Source organism: Halobacillus mangrovi, from assembly GCF_002097535.1.
Lineage (GTDB): Bacteria > Bacillota > Bacilli > Bacillales > Halobacillaceae > Halobacillus > Halobacillus mangrovi_A.
The window spans coordinates 3,420,664-3,442,336 of sequence record NZ_CP020772.1 but is presented as its reverse complement, the minus strand read 5'-3'; the positions used below and the strand labels follow the sequence as shown (position 1 = coordinate 3,442,336).

The 21,673-nt window shown below is 42.6% G+C and carries 26 protein-coding genes; 12 read left to right on the top strand and 14 right to left on the bottom strand.

What is annotated here, in order from left to right; translation table 11 throughout:
• Positions 1-9: 9 nt before the first annotated feature.
• The 4 genes from HM131_RS17300 to HM131_RS17285 are packed head-to-tail and all read left to right on the top strand — an operon-like array spanning position 10 to position 4,108.
• Positions 10-618 carry a class II aldolase/adducin family protein gene (locus tag HM131_RS17300; protein ID WP_085030944.1) on the top strand — a complete coding sequence of 203 codons (609 nt, stop codon included), beginning with the start codon at positions 10-12 and terminating at the stop codon, positions 616-618.
• Positions 619-635: 17 nt separating this feature from the next.
• The gene (gene mtnA / locus HM131_RS17295; RefSeq protein WP_085030943.1) at positions 636-1,709 is read left to right on the top strand and encodes an S-methyl-5-thioribose-1-phosphate isomerase; all 1,074 of its coding nucleotides are present in this window, start codon (positions 636-638) and stop codon (positions 1,707-1,709) included.
• Between the two features lie 20 nt (positions 1,710-1,729).
• Positions 1,730-1,897 (top strand): DUF1427 family protein, encoded by a 168-nt coding sequence (locus HM131_RS17290; RefSeq protein WP_085032088.1) that lies wholly within the window; start codon positions 1,730-1,732, stop codon positions 1,895-1,897.
• Positions 1,898-1,924: 27 nt separating this feature from the next.
• Entirely contained in the window at positions 1,925-4,108 is a 2,184-nt protein-coding gene (locus tag HM131_RS17285) for a malate synthase G (protein ID WP_085030942.1), read from the top strand.
• A 44-nt stretch (positions 4,109-4,152) separates the two neighbouring features.
• Here the strand turns inward: HM131_RS17285 and HM131_RS17280 are convergent, their stop codons facing one another.
• Positions 4,153-5,169: a Gfo/Idh/MocA family protein gene (locus tag HM131_RS17280; protein WP_085030941.1), complete on the bottom strand. Its 1,017-nt coding sequence runs from the start codon at positions 5,167-5,169 to the stop codon at positions 4,153-4,155.
• A gap of 192 nt (positions 5,170-5,361) precedes the next feature.
• On the bottom strand, positions 5,362-5,874 hold the full coding sequence (locus HM131_RS17275; protein ID WP_157130915.1) for a cupin domain-containing protein: 513 nt from the start codon (positions 5,872-5,874) through the stop codon (positions 5,362-5,364).
• Positions 5,875-6,124: 250 nt separating this feature from the next.
• Between HM131_RS17275 and HM131_RS17270 the strand changes: the two genes are divergently transcribed.
• On the top strand, positions 6,125-7,447 hold the full coding sequence (locus HM131_RS17270; protein ID WP_269749136.1) for a Na+/H+ antiporter NhaC family protein: 1,323 nt from the start codon (positions 6,125-6,127) through the stop codon (positions 7,445-7,447).
• Between the two features lie 99 nt (positions 7,448-7,546).
• Positions 7,547-8,257 (top strand): lysozyme family protein, encoded by a 711-nt coding sequence (locus HM131_RS17265; protein WP_085030938.1) that lies wholly within the window; start codon positions 7,547-7,549, stop codon positions 8,255-8,257.
• A gap of 47 nt (positions 8,258-8,304) precedes the next feature.
• Here the strand turns inward: HM131_RS17265 and HM131_RS17260 are convergent, their stop codons facing one another.
• From HM131_RS17260 to HM131_RS17250, 3 genes are all read right to left on the bottom strand, one after another.
• On the bottom strand, positions 8,305-9,057 hold the full coding sequence (locus HM131_RS17260; protein WP_232324813.1) for a VCBS repeat-containing protein: 753 nt from the start codon (positions 9,055-9,057) through the stop codon (positions 8,305-8,307).
• A 94-nt stretch (positions 9,058-9,151) separates the two neighbouring features.
• Positions 9,152-9,607 carry a hypothetical protein gene (locus tag HM131_RS17255; protein WP_085030936.1) on the bottom strand — a complete coding sequence of 152 codons (456 nt, stop codon included), beginning with the start codon at positions 9,605-9,607 and terminating at the stop codon, positions 9,152-9,154.
• Between the two features lie 237 nt (positions 9,608-9,844).
• Positions 9,845-10,678 carry a DUF1206 domain-containing protein gene (locus tag HM131_RS17250; protein WP_085030935.1) on the bottom strand — a complete coding sequence of 278 codons (834 nt, stop codon included), beginning with the start codon at positions 10,676-10,678 and terminating at the stop codon, positions 9,845-9,847.
• A gap of 145 nt (positions 10,679-10,823) precedes the next feature.
• Here HM131_RS17250 and HM131_RS17245 point away from each other — a divergent pair, with 145 nt between their 5' ends.
• Complete coding sequence (locus HM131_RS17245; RefSeq protein ID WP_085030934.1) at positions 10,824-11,054, top strand: excisionase family DNA-binding protein; 231 nt, start codon at positions 10,824-10,826, stop codon at positions 11,052-11,054.
• Between the two features lie 42 nt (positions 11,055-11,096).
• Here the strand turns inward: HM131_RS17245 and HM131_RS17240 are convergent, their stop codons facing one another.
• On the bottom strand, positions 11,097-11,477 hold the full coding sequence (locus tag HM131_RS17240; RefSeq protein ID WP_085030933.1) for a RidA family protein: 381 nt from the start codon (positions 11,475-11,477) through the stop codon (positions 11,097-11,099).
• A gap of 192 nt (positions 11,478-11,669) precedes the next feature.
• Here HM131_RS17240 and HM131_RS17235 point away from each other — a divergent pair, with 192 nt between their 5' ends.
• The 4 genes from HM131_RS17235 (at position 11,670) to HM131_RS17220 (ending at position 15,164) form a co-directional block, all read left to right on the top strand.
• Entirely contained in the window at positions 11,670-11,837 is a 168-nt protein-coding gene (locus HM131_RS17235) for a Spo0E family sporulation regulatory protein-aspartic acid phosphatase (protein ID WP_085030932.1), read from the top strand.
• A gap of 299 nt (positions 11,838-12,136) precedes the next feature.
• On the top strand, positions 12,137-12,424 hold the full coding sequence (locus HM131_RS17230) for a putative periplasmic lipoprotein (protein WP_085030931.1): 288 nt from the start codon (positions 12,137-12,139) through the stop codon (positions 12,422-12,424).
• Positions 12,425-12,588: 164 nt separating this feature from the next.
• Positions 12,589-14,034 (top strand): carbon starvation CstA family protein, encoded by a 1,446-nt coding sequence (locus HM131_RS17225; protein ID WP_085030930.1) that lies wholly within the window; start codon positions 12,589-12,591, stop codon positions 14,032-14,034.
• A 758-nt stretch (positions 14,035-14,792) separates the two neighbouring features.
• Positions 14,793-15,164, top strand: coding sequence for a SecDF P1 head subdomain-containing protein (locus HM131_RS17220; RefSeq protein ID WP_085030929.1), 372 nt, complete (start codon positions 14,793-14,795; stop codon positions 15,162-15,164).
• Positions 15,165-15,217: 53 nt separating this feature from the next.
• Here HM131_RS17220 and HM131_RS17215 read toward each other — a convergent pair whose 3' ends face one another.
• Positions 15,218-16,069, bottom strand: a complete 852-nt coding sequence (locus HM131_RS17215) for a dimethylarginine dimethylaminohydrolase family protein (protein ID WP_085030928.1) — start codon at positions 16,067-16,069, stop codon at positions 15,218-15,220.
• A 142-nt stretch (positions 16,070-16,211) separates the two neighbouring features.
• Positions 16,212-16,718 carry a peroxiredoxin family protein gene (locus HM131_RS17210; protein WP_085030927.1) on the bottom strand — a complete coding sequence of 169 codons (507 nt, stop codon included), beginning with the start codon at positions 16,716-16,718 and terminating at the stop codon, positions 16,212-16,214.
• A 99-nt stretch (positions 16,719-16,817) separates the two neighbouring features.
• On the opposite strand from HM131_RS17210, the gene HM131_RS17205 reads away from it, so the two are divergent.
• Positions 16,818-17,441: a flavodoxin family protein gene (locus tag HM131_RS17205; protein ID WP_085030926.1), complete on the top strand. Its 624-nt coding sequence runs from the start codon at positions 16,818-16,820 to the stop codon at positions 17,439-17,441.
• 45 nt (positions 17,442-17,486) lie between these two features.
• Here HM131_RS17205 and HM131_RS17200 read toward each other — a convergent pair whose 3' ends face one another.
• The 6 genes from HM131_RS17200 to HM131_RS17175 all read right to left on the bottom strand — a co-directional run bounded on the left by HM131_RS17200 (position 17,487) and on the right by HM131_RS17175 (position 21,568).
• Positions 17,487-17,894, bottom strand: a complete 408-nt coding sequence (locus tag HM131_RS17200) for a DUF4395 domain-containing protein (RefSeq protein WP_085030925.1) — start codon at positions 17,892-17,894, stop codon at positions 17,487-17,489.
• A gap of 94 nt (positions 17,895-17,988) precedes the next feature.
• On the bottom strand, positions 17,989-18,771 hold the full coding sequence (locus HM131_RS17195; RefSeq protein ID WP_085030924.1) for a TatD family hydrolase: 783 nt from the start codon (positions 18,769-18,771) through the stop codon (positions 17,989-17,991).
• The gene (locus HM131_RS17190; protein ID WP_085030923.1) at positions 18,768-19,505 is read right to left on the bottom strand and encodes an ABC transporter ATP-binding protein; all 738 of its coding nucleotides are present in this window, start codon (positions 19,503-19,505) and stop codon (positions 18,768-18,770) included. The genes HM131_RS17195 and HM131_RS17190 overlap by 4 nt, the downstream gene beginning before the upstream one ends.
• A gap of 1 nt (position 19,506) precedes the next feature.
• On the bottom strand, positions 19,507-20,271 hold the full coding sequence (locus tag HM131_RS17185; protein ID WP_085030922.1) for an ABC transporter permease: 765 nt from the start codon (positions 20,269-20,271) through the stop codon (positions 19,507-19,509).
• Positions 20,268-20,561 (bottom strand): thiamine-binding protein, encoded by a 294-nt coding sequence (locus tag HM131_RS17180; protein WP_085030921.1) that lies wholly within the window; start codon positions 20,559-20,561, stop codon positions 20,268-20,270. Before HM131_RS17180 ends, HM131_RS17185 begins: the two co-directional genes overlap by 4 nt.
• The gene (locus HM131_RS17175; protein WP_085030920.1) at positions 20,561-21,568 is read right to left on the bottom strand and encodes an ABC transporter substrate-binding protein; all 1,008 of its coding nucleotides are present in this window, start codon (positions 21,566-21,568) and stop codon (positions 20,561-20,563) included. The genes HM131_RS17180 and HM131_RS17175 overlap by 1 nt, the downstream gene beginning before the upstream one ends.
• Positions 21,569-21,673 lie beyond the last annotated feature (105 nt).

The following is a 21,673-nucleotide window of genomic DNA, read 5'->3' as shown; positions in this document are numbered from 1 at the left end:
GCGACGAAAATGAGTTTAGATTTATTAAAAAAAGAACTGGAGTATGTCTCTCATAAAGTCTATCAAAAAGGGTACACCCAGGCGACTGGTGGTAATATCAGCGTTCGTATTCCAGGTACCGATCATGTGCTGATTAAACGAAGCGGCATCAGCCTTGGGGAAGTAAGTAAAGAAGATGCCTTGATCGTTAACATGGACGGCGAGGTTGTTGAAGGGCAAGGGAAGCCGTCGAAAGAGATAGGCTTCCACTTAGGAATTTATAAAGTCCGTCCTGACGTGAATGCCGTTGTCCACTGCCACCCGAATTACTCGATTGGGTACGCATGTTTAGGGAGAGAGCTGCCGCTTCCAACTGTAACGGCCCGCAAGCTGCTCGGTCACGTTCCATTAGCTGACGTGGCGCCATCCGGATCGAAAGAACTGGCTCAGCATGTGACGGATGTTTTCATCCAGAACCCGGGAATTAAAATCACACTTATGAAAGACCATGGAGTGTGTTCGGTTGGCCCTACACTTGAGGCCGCCTATAACGTCGTCGACCTTGCGGAGGCTACAGCAAAACAATCATTTATCTTAACGCAGCTGCGTGCCAGCGTCGAAAGTCCAGTAACCAATTAAGTAAAGGAGGGCAAGGTATGCAAAGGTTAGAATCATTAGCAAAGCGTTTGAAGGAAAAGGAGCTTGCTTTACCCATCTGGTTTGAGGAAGGGAAATTAAAGATCATTGATCAGACGAAGCTTCCTTTTGATGAAATCATCTATTCTTTCTCGGAAGTGAAACAGCTGGCTGATGCGATTCGGTCGATGATGATCCGCGGCTCTGGGGCCATCGGTCTTTGCGGGGCGTACGGAGTGTATTTAGCCGCCTATCAGTCTAAAGGCGATCCGGAAAATATCAAGCAAGCCGGGGAACTTCTTAAACGTACACGCCCGACTGCGGTGAATTTAATGAAAACGGTCGATGAGATGGTCGCCTCTTTCAAAGGTTCAGGGGAAGATGTGGTCGCTCAATTAGAGGAAAAAGCAGTAGAAATCATTGAGCGCCAGCTTCAGTTTGAATATCAATTGGGAGAAAACGGGGCGGAATTAATCGAAGACGGAGATACGATTATGACTCATTGCCACTCCGGTGCCCTAGGAGGAGCGGGCTATGGAGGACGTGCGTTATCTGTCATTCGAACCGCTCATGAACAAGGCAAAAAAATCCACGTATTTACGTGTGAAACGCGTCCTTACTTGCAGGGCTCAAGGATTACCGCCTATGAATTGAAAAAGTTCGGAATCCCTCACACGTTGATCACCGACAACATGTCCGGATTTTGTATGAGTAAGAGGATGATCGATAAAGTCGTCGTCGGCTCCGATCGTGTCTCGGCAAACGGGGACCTGGCGAATAAAGTTGGGACGTATATGCATGCCCTCGCCGCTAAGGAACACGGTATACCTTTTTTTACGGCAACCTCCAGTCATACGATCGACTTCCATACACCGAGCGGTAAAGCGATTGAAGTTGAAATGCGTGACTCCAGTGAAGTGACGCAGATTAAAGGAGTTCCGATCGCTCCTGAGGGCACGAAGGCTTTATACCCTTCTTTTGATATCACTCCAAACCGCTTGATCACAGGGATTATTACCGAAAAAGGAGTGATCCAGGCTCCATTTGAAACCAATCTGAGAAAGGTCAGAGAGAAAGTGGACATTCTTCAATAAGAACAGGAGGAGCTTTCATGATCAAGGAAGCAGTGCTTGCCATGCTCGCCGGTATCATTATCGGTATTGTATTCAAATTGATTAAACTGCCTCTGCCGGCGCCTCCTGTCCTCGCAGGAGTGTTAGGAGTTGTGGGTGTGTACGTTGGGGGTAAGATTATAGAAACCGTACTGCTCAGGTTGCAATAATTCAATCACATATGAAGGAGGAATTATATGAGTGACTATGTTAAAGTCGGAAATCTAGAGGTCGATTCGAAATTATATGAATTCATTGTCTCCGAAGCTCTGCCGGAAAGCGGAGTGGACCAGGATCAATTCTGGGAGGATTTTGATACGTTAATCCACGAGTTAACCCCGATCAATAAAGATCTGCTAGCCAAAAGGGACAAGATCCAAAAACAAATCGATACTTGGCATAACGAACATTCAGGTTTTTATGACAAAGACTCCTACAAAGAATTCCTCAAGGAAATCAATTATTTAGAACCTGAAGGCGAGGACTTTACCATCACTACAAAGGATGTGGACGATGAAATTGCTGTTCAGGCAGGTCCTCAGCTCGTTGTCCCGGCAGATAACGCCCGATATGCCCTCAACGCAGCCAATGCCCGTTATGGAAGCCTGTACGATGCGCTTTACGGAACGGATGCCATTCCGGAAGAGGAAGGCTTTGAAAAAGGAAACTCTTATAATCCGAAGCGTGGAGAAAAGGTCGTGGCGTATGCGAAAGCGTTTCTTGATGAAATCTTCGCACTCGAACAGGCTTCTCACAAAGATGTCGTTACATACGCCATTGAAGCAGGGACCCTTGCCGCCATCCTTCAAAATGGAGAAAAAGTAACGCTGAAGAATCAAGCTCAATTCAAAGGGTATCAAGGTTCCCCATCAGAACCGTCAGCGATACTGCTTCAAAATCACGGCCTCCATCTGGAAATCGAAATTAACCCGAATCATCCGGTTGGTAAGAGGGATCCTGTGGGCATTAGTGATATCGTGATGGAATCAGCCACGACTACAATCATGGATTGTGAAGACTCTGTAGCAGCCGTCGATGCCGAGGATAAAGTGCTTGTTTATCGGAATCTCCTCGGGTTAATGAAAGGGAGGCTGAAGGCTACCTTCCAAAAGTCAGGCAGAACCGTTACGCGGAACTTGAACCCTGATCGAAAGTATATTACGCCAGAAGGGGAAGATATTACGCTCCACGGCCGTTCGCTTATGTTTATGAGAAATGTCGGACACCTGATGACGACACCTTCTATACTGGATGAAAAAGGAGAGGAAGTTCCAGAGGGGATCATGGACGGCGTACTTACTTCGCTTGTCGCCAGACACGATTTAATAAGAAACAGCCGCTATGAAAATTCTGCGAAGAAATCCATCTATATCGTTAAGCCGAAAATGCACGGATCAGAAGAAGTCGCTTTTGCCAATGATCTATTCAACAGAATTGAAGATCTGTTAAAGCTAAACCGCAACACGATCAAAATGGGCATTATGGATGAAGAGAGACGTACGACGCTGAATCTGAAAAACTGTATCGAGAAAGCGAAAGAACGGATCGTTTTCATCAATACCGGCTTTCTGGACCGGACGGGAGACGAAATTCATTCGTCTATGGCTGCCGGACCGATGATAAGGAAGAAGGAAATGAAAGGTTCGAAGTGGCTGGATGCTTATGAGAAATCAAATGTTAGCGTTGGATTAGAGGCAGGACTGTTCGGGCGTGCTCAAATCGGAAAAGGGATGTGGGCGATGCCGGAGATGATGAAGGCAATGCTTGAGGAGAAGGGCTCGCAGCTGAAAGCAGGAGCCAATACCGCCTGGGTGCCATCTCCGACCGCAGCGACGCTGCATGCGATCCACTATCATTACTACAACGTCAAAGCTACCCAGCAGCAAATTGCCGCAAACATTCAGGACTATCGAGAGGACATCCTGGAAATCCCTGTCGCAGAGAATTCGGATTGGTCCGAAGAAGAAATTCAGGAAGAGCTCGATAATAACGCGCAAGGGATTTTAGGGTATGTCGTTCGCTGGGTGAACCACGGGGTCGGATGTTCCAAAGTCCCCGATATCCATAACATCGGGTTAATGGAAGACAGGGCGACCTTAAGAATCTCCAGCCAGCATATGGCAAATTGGCTGCATCAGAACATCGTGGCAGGCGAACAGGTACTGGAGACGATGAAGCGGATGGCCAAAGTCGTTGATCAGCAAAACGCTGGGGATCCTGACTATCAGCCTATGGCTGAAAACTATGACCAATCCATCGCTTTTCAAGCTGCCTGTGATTTAGTTTTCAAAGGGCTGTCGCAGCCGAATGGATACACAGAGCCGATCCTTCATAAACGCCGCCTGGAAAGGAAGCAGCAACTGCTCTTGAATAAAGTTTGATAGAAAAGACCACTCCTTTTGAGTGGTCTTTTTTGATAGGAGGATTATTTCTTAATCTGATTTTCGATCAGCTTTACCTTGCGATCTTCCTTATGAGAAAGAGCCGCTGCTTCATTAATAAGCGTTAACAGAATCGCATCTTTCTGATAGATATTCGCCTGTTTTCCATCCATAATAGAGGATACCCATTGTTCCATCGGCATGGGATCTGCCTCCGGGATTTGGTCAGGAGTCACCCAGTTTTCTTCAGCAAGATGAGTGCTTTTTACCCTGATTTGACGATCTTCCACGAGTAAAGTTCCTTCTGTGCCATACAATTCAAGCTGAAAAGGGCTGCCTGTGGATACGAAACTGGTTTCAAGTGTTGCGATTGCTCCGGAGTCATATTCTATAAGAGCGGCAGAATAGTCATCGACTCCTCGGTTCATTAAGGATTTCAATGCTCCTGTCACTGTTACTGGATTACCTTCTGCTAACCGATTGGCAAGGTAAATAGGGTGGGCGCCGAGGTCGATCAATGAACCGCCGCCACACGCTTCTTCATCAAAAAAGCGGTCTGGAAGCCAGCCATCCTGATTTTCCTTTGTTGGGACAGCGCCGTTATGGGCCACTCGGCATCTTAGCATAGTTAGGTTGCCGAGTAATCCTTGATCTAAGGCTTGTTGGGCATATAAATAGTAGTCTGCTGTCAGTCTTGGGAGAGAGATCATAAACTCTACTCCAGCTTTATTGACTTCATCCAATATGTCCTGGCAATCTTTTGATGTAAAAGCGAGCACTTTTTCTGTAAAAATATGCTTTCCGTGTTTAGCCGCAGCAATGATGATTTCTTTATGTAAATTCGTCGGAGTAGAAACAATGACAGCATCAATGGAAGGGTTAGACAGAACCGCATCCAAATCTTTCTCAAAGGGCACATGTAATTCCTCAGCCCAGTGAGCTCCGCGTTCAGCATCCTCATCCCATAGGAGTTCAATCGTAATATCCGGGTTTTCCTGCGCTTCTTTTGCGTAATCCACGGCATGGACGTGCCACTTGCTAAGTAGGGCTACATTAATCATAAAGACCACCTTTTCTATATATTGAATTCTCCTATTATCAGTTTACCATGCTTACACATACTTGGAGAGGGCGGTAATGAAACAAAAAAGAGCACAGCCAAATTTTGGCTGTGCTCGTAATTTTTAGGGGGAGGTCTTACATTCATACTATTCGACATCCTGTTTTTCTTTAGGGGGTTAAACGGCAAAAGTTTAATTAGAGGCTAGTGTGTTTATTATCTTATGATGTTCCGGATACTGTTCTAACAGGTCTTCCTTATTGAACAGTTCAAAGTCATCAAAGTCGAATCCAGGAGAGACCATACAACTGACGAGGGAGAATGTGTCACGTTCATTAACGGAAGAGCCGAAGATCGTGTGCTTTGGCACCCTGTATTGCGGCACTTCACCGTTATCTAAATCAAGTCCTAATCTTACTTCTTCATAGATTCCATTGGGATGGATCATATGAATAGTCAAAGGACTGCCGGAATGGAAGTACCACAGCTCATCTGATTTTAAACGGTGAAGGTGAGACACATCTTCAGAACGAAGAAGGAAGTAGATGCTCGTATAAAATAATCGCTCTCCATTGTATTTCTTAATTAGAGTCTTATCCCCTGCTTTTTCGTCAGAAGAGTACGTTTGTTTATAAAAACCGCCTTCCGGGTGACGGTCTAAGCCAAGTTTATTAATGATTTTTTCAGCTTCTTCATGCATGGAAATCACTCCTCCTTTATAAGATGACATCATTATATCAGCCTTCACAGTCCATTGCAGAATAAGATGGAAAAGATCAAGCCTCTCGAAACTTGCTAATCATATAGTCATTGGTGTAGAGTAATAACGAGATTTTCACTTAGAATAATTGCTTATAGAGCCCGCTTTAAAGTGGAGGCTTTTTTTAATGTCCTAAAATTCATTTAGCAAATATCCCTTAAGAATTTTTTAGGGGGGTTAGGACACTTGCGCTCATATTAATAAGGAGGGAAATAGAATGGAACAACTTAGAAAAGGGAATCCTTTAGCTCTAATCCCTTTTGCGGTTTTTATCATACTTTTTATTGGAACTGGAATTTTAACGGGAGATTTCTATAAGCTGCCTGTTCTCGTTGCTTTATTTGCAGCGATTCTCGTTGCATTATTAATGAATCGAGAGATGAGCTTTCAAGACAAGCTTCGTCACCTTACAGAAGGAGGAGGCCATCCTGATATCATCCTTATGGTGATCATCTTCTTATTGGCGGGGGCATTTTCTTCCGTTGCAGAAGGTGTAGGGGCTGTTGATTCGACCGTCAATTTAGGCCTTAGCGTACTTCCAGGCAACTTATTGATTGTGGGATTATTCGTCATTGCTTGTTTTATTTCAATATCAATGGGAACTTCTGTAGGAACGATTGTTGCCCTTGCTCCGATTGGAATGGGAATTGCAGAGCAAACTGACGTGAATGTTGCTTTGACTATGGGAGCAATTGTCAGCGGTGCGATGTTCGGGGACAACTTGTCAATCATATCAGACACAACCATTGCGGCCGTCCGTACACAAGGAACAGAAATGAAAGATAAATTCAAAGCCAATTTCTTTATAGTTTTACCTGCAGCGATCATCACAGCGGTTATTTTCGGTGTGATTACAGCGGATGCTTCTACAACCATGCAAGAAGAGCATCCTTATGAATTGGTGAAGGTCTTGCCTTATCTCGGTGTTCTCATTTTCGCAGTTATAGGTGTGAATGTCATTTATGTTTTAATGGGAGGCATTCTGTTTGCAGGAATCATTGGCCTGTCTGTCAATGAGATCTCTATGATGGATTTCGTAACTCTTCTTGGAGACGGATTCCAAAACATGCAGAACCTTTCTCTGCTCGTTATTCTATTAGGTGGTCTGGTTGAATTGATTCGAAGAAATGGAGGCATCGATTTCTTATTGAACTCGATCAGCCGTGGTGCCCGCACAGACCGAGGGGGAGAGTTCGGAATCGCAGGACTGGTCAGTGCTGTTAACTTGTCTACGGCCAATAACACAATTTCTATCATTACTGCAGGTCCTCTCGCAAAACAGATTTCTGAACGATTTGAAATTGATTCCAGAAGATCAGCAAGTCTGTTGGATATCTTTTCAAGCTCAGTCCAAGGTTTGCTTCCTTATGGTGCACAGATCTTATCTGTGGCAGGTGTGGCGAGTATCTCACCTGTAGCGATTGTACCGTTTTGTTTTTACCCGATATTGCTGGCGGTCTCAGGAATTCTAGCAATTATCTTCAGATTTCCGAAGTTTACGATAAAACAACAGGGCTAAGAGTGTTACCTTAAATAACAGAGAAGGGGACTTGACGCCACCAAAAAGGAGTATTTATGGAAAAAGAAGGGAAGAGGTTTATAGGAGGCGTTAATTCCTATGAAAAAGCAACCTTTATGGATGACCGTTTTTACTCTGTGTATGACGGTAGTCTGCTTATTCCTCTTTTCTCTACTTTCTCCTTCAAAAACAGAACACGTAACTAGTGAACAAACCGAACAAAGTAAGCCAACCCAAGAAAAGCCCTCACAACAACCGGAAAATGAACAAATGGGAGAAGACATTACCATTCAATATGATGGAGATGCTTATCCTGTGGGCCAGCTTCCGGATGTTTCCGAGCAAGTGCTTCAGTATGAACAAGAAATTGAGAAGCATGCAGAGGAATATGGTGTGGAACCCTATTCGAATGTAATCCTTGCCCTGATGATGCAAGAGTCCAAGGGGGAAGGTGCAGATCCTATGCAGGCTTCTGAATCGTTGTGCGGTGAGGTAGGCTGTATTGAGAACCCTGAGAAATCTGTAAAGCAAGGTGTGCGTTATTTTTCAAAGGTATTAGAGAAGGCGGGGAACGATGTGAAACTCGCTTTGCAGTCGTATAATTTCGGAGATGGCTTTATTCAATATGTAAAGGAAAATGGAGGGAAATACTCCAAAGATTTAGCCATTCAGTACTCAAAAAAAATGTTTGAGAAATTGCAAGGCTCAGGAAATTATAGCTGCCGGTCTCCTGAAGAAGCTGAGCTTTCAGCCTGCTATGGAGATTTTGATTATGTTGGCGAAATACTAAAATACTTTGCAGAAAGTTAATAAGTTGACCTCTCAAGGCAGAGGTCAACTTTTTTTCGGTGATAAGTTTAAGGATTTAACGGCTGTCCGAGAACGGCAACGTATTGATTTTCAATGAAGGGCTTGAAGCGCTGGCCATCCCATTGGAGCGGTGTCTGTACGAGTCCAAGGCCATCAGCGTTATATCGGCCGATAATCCTTTGAAGCGCATACAGTTCATAGATTCCATCTCCATTAAAGTCAATCGGGTAAAGCTGATTCAAACCTAATACTGACCCCTCTAACGGTGAAATTAATGTGCCGTCGGAATTGTAGATTTCAGCCAAATACTCTTCTCCCCGGTTACTTAAATCAATCATAAACGTCAACCCGAGTGTCTGGTTCGTCACTCTTACTCGGTATTGATCCTGATAAATAACTGAATAGTCGTAAAGGTCATCGAACGTTTCATAGTCGAATAAAACTGTAGGTTGATTGTTTAAGAAGGAATAAACATAAAAATACCCGAAACCTCCGCTTCCTCCTGAATCCATGCGTATAAAAATATCATTTACTTTATTACCAGTGAAGTCCCCAAGAAATAAGCTTGGCTGATAGCCTTGATTCGTTTTTAACGGAACTGAATAAAAAAGCTGAGTCTTCCCATCCTGGATAACGAGTGTGATGTCTGTAGTGTAAGGGCTATCTGGAGATTTTTGCCCTACAAGGTAAACAAGATCAGGAATGTAATCACCATTCACATCTCCCTGGGCATAAGAGAGAATATAAGAATTACCGGAGGGTTGAGTTTGCCTTTGGTAAAAAGGGGTGTAATACATCATGGCCACCATCCTTGATAAGGTGTTAGCCTATTTTATGCTCAGTTTTGAAGAATAATGGCATAAAAAAAGAGAGCTTATAGCCCTCCTTCAAACTTTATAAACGGCTGAACCCTTCCTGTTGAAGGAAATTAGCTGCTTCTTCATAAGAATTGAATGTTCCTTCTAATTGTTCGTCCGCGTACACATTGTAGCCGTCTTCTTCTCTCATCAGCACAAGGGCTTGATCATAATCATTTAACCATTCTTCCATGACAGGATCTTTCTCAGCAGGGGAGAGAGATAAGGAGTCAATAGCGTCCCTAATGAGCAGACGCAGCTCATCCGCATCAAAGTCCTTAATGTTAACCATGCCTTTACTGTCGGTTGGATAGTCTTCCATTTGTCCTGCATATACGAAGCCGCTGCCATTCGGATGCAAACGGTAGACGACAACTTTTTTATCATATAAGCTCTCTTCATAGTGGAAGTTCACTCGTCCCAATGAAACCTCTTTCTTTTCTAGTTCCTCGAACTCTTCAATAATGGATAATTTTTCTTCAAACGATAACATAGGATCCTCCTAGTCTTCTTTTCATCATTTTAGTATAGCACAGGACGGTTCCTGTATGAAAAAATTCATTGCTAATCATCAAGAGATGTTGTATAGTTTAAGGGCGATGAGCTGTTTGTGTAAGACGAAGTATAAGCTTAAAAGCTAAACGACGAATGTGGTCGTCGGTACATTCGCGACAAAAATCGAAAGCCTTCCCTTTGAATAGGGAAGGCTTTTTTATGCAGTCGTTCACTTCTATTTAATCTTGCCGAAACTCATATGTTCATGACGTCCACGTATAATTTGGTAAATCCCATACAAAATTAAGCCTAAAGCGACTACTCCTAAAATCCATTGCCCATAAGGTGTTTGGGCCAGTTCAGAAAGGGCTCCATCAAGTCCTTTAGCTTGATCAGGGTTAGCGGTCATAGCTGTCTGTACAAAGAAGAATCCAATAAGTCCAAGTACAACTCCTCTTGAAATTAGGCCCATCTTTCCAGATTTTCGGGCAACTTTTTGTTCATGACGATCCATTTGACCGGTTTTAAATTGCTTCATGAACCTTTCGCTCCATCCAGAGTAAAGTTCGTATAATCCGTAACCGATAATGATGACACCAATCGCTCCTACAATCCATTGCCCAAAAGGCTGGGATAATAACTTAGCTGAGAGTGTCTGTTCTGAATTGCCACTGCTGTTCCCAGCATTCATCGCAATTTTTATCGCATTGAAAGCGAGAGCACCATAGATGACACCACTGACGGCATAACCTATCCGTGAGATAGCACCCTTGTTTTGAGGGTTCTTGATAGCTTTTATAAAATCCCAAATAACATAACCAATTAATCCGATACCGACTAACCATAGAAGGATTTCTCCAAACTGAACTCCCGCTAAGGTCCGGAGCATTCCGCTTGTGCCGGTTGTTTTTCCTCCTACACCGATGGCTGCCATAAACGCCAGTACGCCGACGAGACCGTACACGACCCCCTTCGCCATGTAACCAAACCTGCCAAAGCGTCGGATCCAGGGTTTAATTTCTTCTTTTGTTTGTTGAGCTTGCGCGCTCGTTGTCATTGATGAACTCATGACTCCTCACCCATTTCGTTAGAATGTTTATTCATGATTACATTTCCCGAAGTAAGCTTAAAAGAAACAATTTGTTAGAAATTGGCTGAATAGTGCTGAGAAAGGCATCTAAGTGGTATAGTATTCATGGAAAGAGGGGATGTTTATGTATTTGACTATAAAGGAAACGGCGGAGTATTTGGATCTGCCAGAAGACTACATCATTCGTCTAGTACAGCAGGAAAAAATTCGTGCTCTTCATGACGGGGACCAATACCTGATCAATAGAGAACAATTCAGCACTCATTTTGAACAAATAGAAAAATATCGTGCTATGATTCAGGAGTATTTAAATGAGCCGATTCCTGAAGACCCTGATGTTAAAGATGAAGATTGAAAAAAGCAGAGCAAATGCTCTGCTTTCGGTTTTTACAATTAATTATTCTTTTACTGCAATGGCTTCAATTTCAACTAATGCACCTTTAGGCAGTTTGCTTACTTCAACAGCCGCTCTTGCTGGATATGGCTCGCTCAAATAGCTGGCGTATATTTCGTTAACAACTGAAAAATCATCCATCGAAGCTAAGTAAATATTTGCTTTGGCAACATTTCTATAACTCAAGCCGGCTTCTTCAAGAATAGCCCCAAGATTTTTCATGACCTGGTGCGCCTGCTCACCAACCTCATCGGATACAAATTCCATGGTTTTTGGGTCTAATGGAATCTGTCCTGATATAAGGAGCAGATTCCCAAGATCCACAGCTTGAGAATACGGGCCGATAGCGGCAGGGGCTTGTTCTGTAGAGATGGCTTTAAACATAAGTCTTCACTCCTGTTATGTAAGATTGAATCTATCCTAACATGAAGTTTCATTACAGGGAAATCGTAACCTCCTTTCTCGTAATTATTCCATTGTTATCCAATTGTAAAGTTAACGAGCTGAACAGAAGGGTAAAATCATAGTGGGAATAGGATTATATTTCTATAATATGAACGGAGGATTTTAACTTACATGAATGAAAAAGAGAAATTAGAAGAGAAGATTGAAGTTTTGCGCTTAAGGATGTATGAGTTATATGATCAGAATCTATCAGAGGAAGAACTCCTCCAAGTGTCAAGGGATTTAGATGAACTGTTAAATAAGCTGAGGAGACTTACAAGAGGATGCTATTCACAATAATAAAGTTATACATAGAAGCCTATTTTCTATGTCAAAAAACCATCTGAGTTAGTAAAGTTTTGAAGTCCTTTAATACGTATGATAGATTTGAACCAATGCCACCCGATCGCTAATTATGACTGCGGGAACTTAACCATTTCCACGGGATGGCAGGCTAAACCTCTACATTTCGTAGAGGTTTTATTTATGCTTTTAATGAAGAAAATTCATCCATGAATGTAAAATAACTGGCTTTTTTGTAACTTTTTCCCTCCTCAAGCGACAGATAAGGTATCACTCGCTTGAGGAGGGAAACTCACTTGAAGGTATATGCCTGGATTTTTCTAATGACAGTTTTACTCGCAGGCTGTGGACAAAAACCGGACTTTGAAGGGGCAATTATCGAAGTGAAGGAAAATAGCATCGTAGTCGGAGAGGATACAGTCGACCCAGAAGCAAGCTACCCGACATATGAAGTGATCATCAATGAAAATACAGAAATCAATGAACCTATTGATACGCTCACTAATGAAAAGGTCCAGGTCTGGGTTTCAGGAGAAGGAATCGAAGTAGATGGAAAAGTGGCAGAAAAAATAAAAATTGACTAAGACCAGTAAGAGTGTACTTACTGGTTTTTTAATTTTGTTAAATGAAAGCGATTCATTTCCTAGAAAAAAAAGATAAAAATATAAATTTTCTGAAATTGGGTTGCTATTCGACAAACCTCTCGCTAGAATACTCCTTACATTCATTTTTGAAGGGAGGCTCAGCGATGATCACGTTTATCGCATCTATTGTTTTACTCATTGTCGGATATTTGGTTTATGCAAAGGTGGTCGAGCGAATTTTTGGCATTAATGATCAGCAAAAGACCCCTGCGTATACCAACAACGACGGTTTTGATTACTCACCAATGAGCTGGTGGAAAGCGAGTCTGATCCAGCTTTTGAATATAGCAGGACTTGGTCCAATCTTCGGTGCGGTGCTCGGGGCACTATATGGACCTGTAGCGTTCATCTGGATTGTCGTAGGAACGATTTTTGCCGGAGCGGTCCACGATTATTTTTCCGGAATGCTGTCATTACGTCACAAAGGCGCCCAGTACCCGGCCCTTGTAGGTAAATACTTAGGAAGGCCCGTTCAAGCGCTTATCAACTTACTATCAATTGGACTTATGATCCTCGTCGCTGCAGCCTTCACTGCAGGACCGGCGCAATTATTGTCAGAAGTGACGCCGCTTGGATTTATGACATCTATTATCTTAATTTTTGCTTATTTTCTGATCGCTACATTACTGCCGATCAATAAAATTATCGGAAAGGTTTACCCAATCTTTGGTGCTATCCTTATCTTTATGGCTGTTTCTATCGGTATCGGCATGTTCTTTTTCGACAACCCGATTCCTAATTTGACTTTGCAAAATTTGCACCCACAGGAATTACCAATCTGGCCGATGCTTATGGTTACCGTATCCTGCGGCGCGATTTCAGGTTTTCATAGTACCCAAAGTCCAATCCTTGCTCGTACGCTGAAAAAAGAGAGCGAGGGGAGGAAAGTCTTCTATGGTGCGATGGTGGCAGAAGGACTCATCGCAATGATCTGGGCAGCTGCTGGCATGACTTTCTTTGGTAGTACAGGAGGCTTGCAAGCAGCGCTTGATGCAGGCGGTCCTGCAGGTGTCGTAAACGAAATCAGTAGTACAACCCTCGGGACATTTGGCGGAATCCTCGCTGTGCTTGGGGTTATCATCTTACCAGTAACAACAGGAGATACAGCTCTTCGTTCATCGAGAATGATGCTTGTGGATTTGTTCCGTCATTGGAGTAAGAAAGAATTTAACGGCAAATGGTCACCAATTTTCTTTGCTATTCCGGTGGCTGTCCCGACATTCCTGCTTACGCAGATGGATTACAGCTTCCTTTGGAGATATGTAGGCTGGTCCAACCAGGTTGTCGCGACGGTGATGCTTTGGACAGGGGCTATGTACTTGCTGAAAAATAGTAAATTCCACTGGATTTGCAGTGTACCCGCTTTGTTTATGACAGCCGTCGTCAGCTCTTATATCTTCTATGCACCGGAAGGATTTGGATTATCTTATTCTACTTCCATGGTAATAGGATCTGTCATCTGGCTTGCTGTTGTGACTTGGTTCGTTTGGCAAGTGATCAAACAGAAAAACATCCGTGAAGAAAAAGTGATTACGACTAAAGCTGGATGAAGGTATATCATAAGAAACACTCCAATGTAACTAAGCATTGGAGTGTTTTCTTTTTGTTTAAGACCCCTTGACGTAGCTCATTGTTTAAAGTCATTCTTTTTAATAGCAGTTTTCTTGAAGACTGAAATTCAATATCCCTCGGGTTCGTTATTATGAAATAAGTATGGGGTGGCGGGGAAACAACTCGCTTTCCTGCGGGGGAACCGTCAAGCCTCCTCGTTCGCTACGCTCTCTGTGGGGTCTCGCCTAGCTCCTTCTCCCGCGGGAGTCTCGCTGTTTCCCCGCCACACCCGCTTTCATGATCTTGACGAACATTTTAAATAGAGCTATTTAGAAAGGCTGATAGATTGTATTGGTCCAACAATAATAGCTCCAATAAGAGTGAAATACTCTAGCTATAGGATGTAGATGGGGATCTCTAAAGTGAACGGTAAAAATAATGAAAGCCTTTTCTACCTGTTTTCGTTTGATCGAATAAACGTAAGGTGGGAGGGGAAATAGTGAGACTCCTGCGGGAATGGAATGGCTGGCAAGATCCCGCAGGTTAGTAAACCGAGGAAGCTTGCCGTCATCCCCGCGGAAAGCGAGCGATTTCCCCGAACACCTATCCTATTGACTAGTTAACGAAAACAATTCATTGCAAGGCATTTTGAAGAACGAATCTTTCTAGGTATCGGATATTCTGGAACTTTTTCTATAGTAAATCGTATAGATCTATCAATAACCCTGACCTATCATAATGTGAAGGGAGGGAGAGAATGCGATTAATCATTAGTTTTATGGCTGCTCTATTATTACTCATCGGCTGTCAGCAAAGCATCGATAATAAGTACAGTCACGTTTCTATCAAAGACCAGGAAGGAGAAGTACTGGTCACAGAGGCGGACTTTGAAAAAGCGAGTTTTCAAGAAAAACAGGATCAAGTAGTGATTACGGTGATCTATGAAGATGAACAAAAGTTTAAGGAAATTACAGAGAGCCATTTAAATGAGGAAATCCATATTTATTTGGGGGACAAGAAAATAGCTTCGCCGAAAATCAATCAAGTCATCGATAGTGAATCCATCCAAATAGAAGGAGACTATTCCGAGAAAGACGCCAAAAAGTTTATTGATGTGATCAATCAGTAGATCGTTACAAAAAAGAGTTGAAGGTCACGAGTGTGGTCTCCAACTCTTTTTTACTATTGTCTTTGCAATGGGAGCGTACAGCAGCGGAAAGCTCCCCCTGACTTGATAATCTCGGAAAAGTCTACAGGAATCACTTGAAAGCCTTGGGACTCTATTTCGCCGTTCAGTCTTTTATTTTGGGATAGACTTATGATTTTTTTGTTGCCAATCGAAAGCACGTTAGGTCCCATATGGAATTTTTCATCTTCTGTAACGTTAATAATATGAAATTGAGATTTTATTTTTCTTAAATCCTCCGATGTGAAAGCTGGTGGATAAAGCAGGGCTGTATCATCATTAATAATATTAAACACACAATCAAGGTGAAGAATGTCTTCTGTCAGGGATAAGGGTTCAATCTTATGGGATGGTAGCCGGGATTGCAGTTCTTCGATAGCGCTATACGAAGTACGACCGCTTTTACCAACCCAAATAGTTGTTCCATCGATAACGACGTCTCCGCCTTCAATGGAATCTGAAAATCCTTCATGAAAAGGGAGACCATATTTCTGAAGCCATGATTTAAGAATTTCGGTTTCGTTTTGACGTACTTCTTCGCCCATGGATGCTATAAAAAGCTGGTCGTAAATTGTAAAAGCAATGTCTCTTGTAAAGACCTGCTCGGGTAAATCCGGTTCTGTGGGGAGTTCGCAGACATCTACATGATGTTCCTTTAAAGTGTTCACAAATGTTTTATGCTGGTGTATAGCGAGAGGAATATCAATGTTGGTTCCTTCATAGTGTTTCTGGGTTTCATTAATCACTTCGTTAATTTTCATAAATGCTGGTTTTACTACAATCACTCTTTTGAGAACTGAGTATTCCGTCTCGCAATGAATGCTGTTCTCTGCAGCTATCCCTTTCATTTCAACACCCTCCATCTTACAGTTAATGCATGAATTCCCCATAGTTATAAACGTAAAACACTTATTATGAAATCCTAGTTTTCCGATTTTCGGACATTCTATACGAAAAAGCCGAGTCCAAGATGGAGGACTCGGTTTGTGTTTATTTTAAGTTTTTCTTAATGTATTGAATGATCTTTCTCAGTTCCTTAGGGTGGGGGCGGCCAAAGGGGTTTGTCTGCCTTTGCTGATAAAGAAGCTTGCCATTTTCATCAGTTAAAAAGTACGCTGGTTCTCCGTGAGTCCCGTGATCCTCATAAGGACTGCTTTCATCATGGTAATGGACGCCGTATTCTTTAAGAAAGGATAAATTTTGGTCTGCCAGCACCGGGAAAGTAAAATCGTGCTCATCAACCATTTTTTTCAGGCTATCTAAGTGGTCAGTCGATATCGTTGTGATTTTAATTTGTTTATCGTCAAAATACCCTTTGCTTTCTTGTAGTTCTTTCAACTCTTCCATACAAGCAGGGCACCAGGAGCCTCTAAAATAAATGAGTAAATGCCAATCGTTTCCGTTTTCGTTTCTAAAGTCTTCAAACGAATATTCAGTATCTGAAGTAGCAGGTAAAGTAAAATCAGCGACTTTCTCACCTAATTTATATTCGTTCATAACTATCCTCCTATCTAAGTCCTTATTATTTCTTTACCCTAATTTCCAATGATTTACACTACTTAGATCGGGGTAAGGAAATGGGAAAGGAGGAGTAACATGAGCCAAGTAAAAGCGCTATTCCTAAATGCATCTTTAAAAAATTCAGAGGAACAATCGAATACAGAAGCGTTGTGGAGAGAGGTTGAAAAAATCTACGATCAAGAAGAAATTGTTCACGAAAGTGTTCGTTTAGCGGATTATTATATTCCCTATGGGATTGACAAGGATTTAGGTGACGGAGACGAATGGCCGCATATCTTTGAAAAAATTAAAGATGCCGATATCGTAGTCCTGGGTACACCACTCTGGTTGGGAGAGAAAAGCAGTATTGCGACGAAAGCACTTGAAAGAATGTACGGCAGCAGCAGCGAAACGAATGAGAAAGGACAAGCGGTTTTTTATAATAAAGTGGCTGGTGTAGTCATTACGGGTAATGAAGACGGGGCGAAAAATGCGGCTGAATCGATTCTTTATCGCATGTCTCATATTGGGTTCGTCATTCCCCCCAATGTAGATGCTTATTGGGTAGGGGAAGCAGGACCAGGTCCTTCGTACATCGAGGCCAATGGCATTCAGAACGATTTTACGAAGACTCATATCGAAATGTTAGCTTACAATACAATGCATTTAGCGAAAATTTTCAAGGAACAGCCTATTCCGGCCGTTGGAAATACACAGTAGAAGAATGTAACAAAAAGCCTGCCCCGTTTAAGGGCGGGCTTTTTGTTAGGAAGTCATCCGCTGGTGTTTCCACATCATATACCGGTAACGGATTGTGCAGCCGATGCAGAAACCTAGAAGGGCGACACCTGCAGCGATAACGACCATAGCGCTAAAGATGTACCCAAGAATAGTGAAGTTAAAATAAAAGAAAGTGATCGCCAGCCCAATGCAGATTGTGGCAATCCACTGATTAAAGATCTGTTGGTCACGATCCTCTGGAATATATTGATTAGCTGGTTTAGTTAAGAATTTCTTACTTATTAAAATGATTGGGTTTTGTTTCGTAATCAATGTGTACATCCCAATAACAAAGGGGAAAAACAATATCGAATGATGGATAAAGATTCCGAGTAAGACCGTCGTGACAATGAACAATTGATTCGTTTGAACAAGAGGTTTTGGAATACTCATTTCGTTCACCTTCCTTTAAGACTTATTATACACAGTGTATTAGTCGGAATAAAGGAAAGCGAATAAAGTTCAGGGGAGGGATAGCATTTCTGTATTAAAAACTATCAATTTTATAAAAATCTATCGTGTTTTTGTACAACTGACCATATATATTCTCCACCGGAAGTCCTTTCAACTCACTAATTTTTTCAACCGAATCATGAATCATTTTAGGATGTGTCACCTTTCCTTTAAAGGGGCCATCAAATGCCCAGGGCCCGTCCGTTTCCACCATCAACTGGTCTAAAGGATAAATTTTGATTAGGGATTGAATCTCTTTTTCATAGACACAATCAGGAGTGACAGAGATAAAATAACCATTTTCTTTCATTCGATCAATGGTAGTATTGAAGCCTTTGAACCAGTGGAAGTGTGCACGCGTCATATCGTGCTTTTCTAACAAGTCACAGACGAGATCGGCATCTTCGTAGATGGCATGAAGGACTACCGGCTTATCCAATTCCTTAGCTAAAAGCAGGAAATGCTCCAGCAGCTCAACATATGGAGAGAGACCTACGCCAGGGTTTTTCTTTCGAGTGTAATAAGGAAGCCCGACTTCTCCGATGGCAACAATGCGGTTAGCGTAGCGATGAATGAGGCTCGTCATTTGCTCTATTTCTTGATCTGTCGGGATATTTTGTTCAGGGTGGAATCCTGTGGCCGGTTTAATCCTTTGATCCTGCATTGACCAAGTCAGGTTTTTCAAGGAAGAATTCAGGTTATTGGACACGGAAATAAGATGCGTGATGGAATATCGATCGAGTTCAGAGAGCATCTGTTCTCTGTACGCTTCTTCATACATATCAAGGTGAATGTGTGTATCTATGATAGGTTTCATACATGCACCTGCAATTCTTGGAAGATTTCCTTTTTCCATTCTAAGAATTCGTTTGTTAATAATATGGACTGCTCTCTAGGGCGAGAAAAAGGAAGTTCAAACTCTTTTTCTACGCGTGCCGGCCGATCTGATAAAACGATGATCCGATCTGATAAAAAGAGTGCTTCTTCAATATTGTGCGTTACAAATAAGATCGACTTCTGATGTTCCTCCCAAACTGATAGGAGCCATTCCTGCATTTCGATCCTCGTAAATTCGTCAAGGGCCGAGAAAGGTTCGTCAAGGCAAATCAGAGATTGCGGGCTTAATAGACTTCGAATGAAAGAAGCTCGTTGTTTCATGCCACCAGATAACTGATTTGGGTAAGAATGTTCAAAGCCACTTAGCCCAGCTTTAGCAATCATTTCTAAAGCAGCTTTGCGGTTAGTTTCTCCCTTGATTTCACTGCCTAGAACGACATTATCAAGTAAGGTTCGCCAAGGAAAAAGAGCTGGACTTTGCGGCATGTAGCTGATGAATCCCTTTTCCCCTGTAATCTCTTTTCCATTTAAAAAGATGTGGCCATCATCAGGCTGAATCAAGCCGCCAACCAGGTGAAACAATGTACTTTTCCCACTTCCTGAAGGCCCTAGGATCGAAACGAACTCACCTTCTTCCACTTGAAGTGAAAGATTTTGAATGATGGATTGTTGGTCAAAAGACTTGGATAACTCTTTAATCGTTAACTTACTCATTTTAATCATCAGCTCCTTTACTTTGCCACTTGGTTATCTGTCTTTCTATTAAGTTAATAAGAAAGAAGAACATCAGGCTCAGGATCATAATCAAAAAGATGGCGACAAACACTCGGTCTGTTCGGAAAGAGGAGGAGGCTAACGTCATATACACGCCGATTCCTCTATTAGCACCAAGCCATTCTGAAATGACAGCCCCCATGACACTGTAGGTGGCTGAAATTTTTAAACCGGAGAATATCGATGGCAGGGCATGGGGCCATTCAAGCTTACGAAAAATTTGTCCTTGTGTTGCACCTGCCATTTGCATGTAGTGTTTCAATTCAGGAGTCGTTTGTCTTAATCCATCCATTGCAGAAACGGCGATAGGGAAAAAACAGACGAGAACGATGACGATCAGCTTAGGTAAAGCTCCAAAACCGAACCAAATGACTAACAAAGGGGCCAGTACAATAATCGGGATGTTTTGGGACAAAATGAGAAGCGGGTAAACGGCCTCTCTCACTGCAGGGAGTAGATGAAGAGTAATCGCGATGATCAGCCCCACGCTTGCACCAATCAAGAAGCCAGCTATCGTTAGTTGAATTGTTGAAAGAAGGTGATGAGAATAACTATTCCACCCGGCTATACCTTCTTGCGTAATCATGGATGGAGCAGGTAATAACCATTCAGGCACTTCAAAAGCCCGGCTGCTTCCCTCCCATAAAATGAGCAAAAGGATGAGGACCGAAGCTGGTCTCCATCCTTTTTTGAATACTCTTCTCATGAGCGGTACTTCTCCGTCAATTGATCCATCGAAGCTCCCTCAGGCTGATAGAGAATCTTAATTTGAGAGATGACGTTTTTACATCCACGATCGACCATAGCTTCATTGATCTTTTCTATCATGGGAAGGATCTCGTTAAGATCACCTTCAATGGTTGTTTCAAGAGGATGGACCTCGTATTTCAAACCTGAAGCATTGATGATGGAGATCGCATGATCAACATAAGGAATGACGTCTTCTCCACCTTTTGTCTTTGGTAGAATTTGAATACTTACAAGAGAATTAGCCATTATTTTTCCTCCTTAGCTGGTAAGAATTCGTTCGTAAATGCTTTTTCCACTTTTAGTTTTTTGTCTAATAAATCATGACTGTACATCCACTCCGCGTAGTTTTCCCATACTTCTACGTCTTGGATTCCCCATTGTTCAGCGTCGTCCTGGTATTTAGGGGACAGCCATTTTTGACTTGCCTTCACAAGTTCAGGATCAAGATCTGGAACTGCCTCTATAAGGATATCGGCAGCTTTTTCAGGTTGATCGATCGCATACTCATACCCTTTAGAAACGGCTGCCATGAATGCTTCCACTTTTTCAGGGTCATTTTTTATAGTTTTCTCATTTGCCGTCAAAACAGGTGTGTAGTAATCAAGTTTATCCGAGTAGTCGGTTAAGTACTGCATGTTCAGGTCTTCACCACGAAGTTCGGCTTCGACACCAGTCCAGCCATAATAAATCCAGGCAAAATCAATGTCACGTTCGACAGCGGTAAAGAAATCAGAATTTCCCATATTAACGATATCGACTTCTTCCACATCTGCATTTTCTTTCTGCATTAAGGAAGAAAGAACAGCTTTCTCAACAGGGGCCCCCCAGCCGCCATACGTTTTTCCTTCGTAATCAGCGGGGGAGGTGATGTTCTTTTCCTTTGGTGAAGCAAACCCTGAAGTATTATGCTGAATGATTGCTCCAATAGAGACGATCGGAATTCCCTGTACACGTGCTTCCGTCAGTGTTTCCTGTGCACTGATGCCAAAATCCGCTTTCCCTGAAGCAACAAGCTGGTCTGCGCCCGCTTCCCCTGGCATCATAATTTCAACATTGAGTCCTTCTTCTTCGAAATAGCCTTCCGCTTTTGCTACATATATGCCTGTATGGTTGGTATTAGGCGTCCAATCCAGCACAAGCTTAATGTCTTTTGCTACTTTCTCCTCACTGCCGGATTCTGAACTTGCTTCATTGTTGCTCGAGCAGGCGCTTAGCAGAATAAGAAGCAATACTAGCATGAATAATTTTTTCATAAGATTCCCTCCATATGTGTCCATCTCACTTGGTCAGAAAGGGAGAGCCTATGAATATGGAATCAGGGCATATAAAAAGCACCCTGGTACCATACCCAGGGTGCA

Coding starts and splice junctions, on each gene's coding strand:
- HM131_RS17300 (WP_085030944.1), top strand. CDS start 10: ATGAGTTTAGATTTATTAAAAAAAGAACTGGAGTATGTCTCTCATAAA.
- mtnA (WP_085030943.1), top strand. CDS start 636: ATGCAAAGGTTAGAATCATTAGCAAAGCGTTTGAAGGAAAAGGAGCTT.
- HM131_RS17285 (WP_085030942.1), top strand. CDS start 1,925: ATGAGTGACTATGTTAAAGTCGGAAATCTAGAGGTCGATTCGAAATTA.
- HM131_RS17280 (WP_085030941.1), bottom strand. CDS start 5,169: ATGATTAATGTAGCCCTACTTAGCAAGTGGCACGTCCATGCCGTGGAT.
- HM131_RS17265 (WP_085030938.1), top strand. CDS start 7,547: ATGAAAAAGCAACCTTTATGGATGACCGTTTTTACTCTGTGTATGACG.
- HM131_RS17260 (WP_232324813.1), bottom strand. CDS start 9,057: ATGATGTATTACACCCCTTTTTACCAAAGGCAAACTCAACCCTCCGGT.
- HM131_RS17255 (WP_085030936.1), bottom strand. CDS start 9,607: ATGTTATCGTTTGAAGAAAAATTATCCATTATTGAAGAGTTCGAGGAA.
- HM131_RS17250 (WP_085030935.1), bottom strand. CDS start 10,678: ATGAGTTCATCAATGACAACGAGCGCGCAAGCTCAACAAACAAAAGAA.
- HM131_RS17245 (WP_085030934.1), top strand. CDS start 10,824: ATGTATTTGACTATAAAGGAAACGGCGGAGTATTTGGATCTGCCAGAA.
- HM131_RS17240 (WP_085030933.1), bottom strand. CDS start 11,477: ATGTTTAAAGCCATCTCTACAGAACAAGCCCCTGCCGCTATCGGCCCG.
- HM131_RS17235 (WP_085030932.1), top strand. CDS start 11,670: ATGAATGAAAAAGAGAAATTAGAAGAGAAGATTGAAGTTTTGCGCTTA.
- HM131_RS17225 (WP_085030930.1), top strand. CDS start 12,589: ATGATCACGTTTATCGCATCTATTGTTTTACTCATTGTCGGATATTTG.
- HM131_RS17220 (WP_085030929.1), top strand. CDS start 14,793: ATGCGATTAATCATTAGTTTTATGGCTGCTCTATTATTACTCATCGGC.
- HM131_RS17215 (WP_085030928.1), bottom strand. CDS start 16,069: ATGAAAGGGATAGCTGCAGAGAACAGCATTCATTGCGAGACGGAATAC.
- HM131_RS17210 (WP_085030927.1), bottom strand. CDS start 16,718: ATGAACGAATATAAATTAGGTGAGAAAGTCGCTGATTTTACTTTACCT.
- HM131_RS17205 (WP_085030926.1), top strand. CDS start 16,818: ATGAGCCAAGTAAAAGCGCTATTCCTAAATGCATCTTTAAAAAATTCA.
- HM131_RS17200 (WP_085030925.1), bottom strand. CDS start 17,894: ATGAGTATTCCAAAACCTCTTGTTCAAACGAATCAATTGTTCATTGTC.
- HM131_RS17195 (WP_085030924.1), bottom strand. CDS start 18,771: ATGAAACCTATCATAGATACACACATTCACCTTGATATGTATGAAGAA.
- HM131_RS17190 (WP_085030923.1), bottom strand. CDS start 19,505: ATGAGTAAGTTAACGATTAAAGAGTTATCCAAGTCTTTTGACCAACAA.
- HM131_RS17185 (WP_085030922.1), bottom strand. CDS start 20,271: ATGAGAAGAGTATTCAAAAAAGGATGGAGACCAGCTTCGGTCCTCATC.
- HM131_RS17180 (WP_085030921.1), bottom strand. CDS start 20,561: ATGGCTAATTCTCTTGTAAGTATTCAAATTCTACCAAAGACAAAAGGT.
- HM131_RS17175 (WP_085030920.1), bottom strand. CDS start 21,568: ATGAAAAAATTATTCATGCTAGTATTGCTTCTTATTCTGCTAAGCGCC.